The sequence below is a fragment of the Microbispora sp. NPDC049633 genome (assembly GCF_040675265.1).
Classification (GTDB): domain Bacteria; phylum Actinomycetota; class Actinomycetes; order Streptosporangiales; family Streptosporangiaceae; genus Microbispora; species Microbispora maris.
Window position 1 is genome coordinate 1 of sequence record NZ_JBFAOO010000402.1, and the last position, 1854, is coordinate 1854.

Genomic DNA, 1854 nt, shown 5'->3' on the forward strand with positions numbered 1-1854 from the left:
GCCGGCCGGGATCGTCACCGACGGCCGGCCGTGGAAGGTCACCGGCCGCGCGGTGCCCGGCCGGATCGCGCTCACCCCGGCCCGCCCGCCGGCCGGCAGCGCGACGCTGACCCTCGTGACGGGCAGCGCCGCCCCGCCGAACGCGTTCGACACGCGCAGCCGAATCCGCTCCCCGCCCGTGGACACCCGGATCGTCTGCCGCAGTGTAACATCGGCCAGGACCACGTCGTCCCGCGTGAACGGCGCGGGCGGCATGTTCCCCGGTTCGGCGGCCTGCGGCATCGCCGTCCAGGTGGGGACCCAGTGCCCGTCGGCGCTGGGGACCACCGGCGCCTCGGGCATCCATGGCGGCCGCGTCATGGGATGCGCCGCCCGTGCGCGTCGGGGACGCCCGACTTGCGGAAGAAGTAGGCGTTGACCTGGTCGCGCCACTCCTCCGCGCAGCGGACCTGCTCGTCGAGGAGATCTCTCACCCGGGCGTGCAGGGGCGGGTCGAACAGTCCCGCGGCCTCCTCCCATCGCCGCCTCGCCTCGGCCACCTGCTCGGCGCCCGCGAAATGGGTGTCGTAGATGTGCTGGATCACGGTCGAGCCGCTCCGCAGCACGTGTCCGTACGGGACGTGGTGGAAGAACAGCAGCAGCTCGTCGGGACAGTCGGCGAGCGACTCGTACACCTCCGACCACGGCGGCGGGTACTGTCCGGTGAAGCCGGTCCCGGTGGCGCGGGTGCGGTCCACGCCGGCGCCGTCCCGGTCGGCGAAGTGGTAGGTGCCCCACGGGGTGTACTCGTATCCGTCCACGTCGGGCCCGTAGTGGTGGCCGGGGCGGACCATGAACCCGACGCCGAGCGGCGCGGTGTACCGCTCGTAGGCGCGCCAGGAGTCGTCCATGATCGCGTGCAGCGTGTGCCGCGACCGCTCGACGTCCCCGCTCGCCACCGGCGCGAAGGTGAGGTCGATCCACTCGTCGAGGATCGCCGCCGGGTCCAGCCGCGGCTCCCAGGCGAGCCGTCCGAAGGCGTACAGGTTGGCCTGGGCGAGCGGGTGGCCGGTCCAGTAGGGATCGTCCCCCACGTTGGAGACCCCCACCAGGTCGCCGCCGCCGACGACGTCCGCGACGGCGGCCCCTTCGGGGCCCCAGGGGCGGAAGCCGAGCACCTCGCGCCACATGGGGGCGAGGTAGCAGACGTGCCGCTGCTGGCCGGTGTACTCCTGCGTCACCTGGAGTTCCACGGCGAGGCGGGTGGCGGGCATGGCCGCGATCACCGGCGACACCGGCTCGCGCGGCTGGAAGTCGATCGGGCCGTGCTTCACCTGCAGGATCACGTTGTCGCGGAACCGCCCGTCGAGCGGGGCGAAGTGGTCGTAGGCGGCGCGGGCCCGGTCGGTGGACCGGTCGCGCCAGTCCTGCCGGTGGTTGTAGACGAAGGCCCGCCAGTGCACGACCCCGTCGTACGGCGCCAGTGCCTCGGCCAGCAGGTTCGCGCCGTCGGCGTGGTCGCGCCCGTACGCGAACGGCCCGGGCTGCCCCTCGGAGTCGGCCTTCACCACGTATCCGCCGAAGTCGGGGATGGTCTCATAGACCCGCTCGGTGACCCCCGTCCACCACGTGCGCACGTCCTCGTCCAGCGGGTCGGCGGTCGGCAGCCCGCCGAGGACGACGGGCGAGGCGAAGCTCACCGACAGGTGGACCCTGATCCCGTACCGCCGGAGCGCGTCCGCGATCGCGGCGACCTCGTCGAGCCGGTCCGTCAGCAGGCGGGCCTCGGTGGCGTGCACGTTCACGTTGTTCACGGAGATCGCGTTCACGCCGCACGCGGCCAGCAGCCGCGCGTAGGCGCACACCCGGGCCAGG

General features: G+C 73.5%; 1 protein-coding gene and 1 pseudogene. Both read right to left on the bottom strand.

What is annotated here, in order from left to right; all coding sequences use genetic code 11:
• Positions 1-342, bottom strand: a pseudogene (locus tag AB0J39_RS39385) (SGNH/GDSL hydrolase family protein); the annotation flags it as partial.
• Between the two features lie 14 nt (positions 343-356).
• Positions 357-1854: alpha-glucuronidase (locus AB0J39_RS39390; RefSeq protein ID WP_363474298.1), on the bottom strand; the 1498-nt coding region annotated here is incomplete at its 5' end.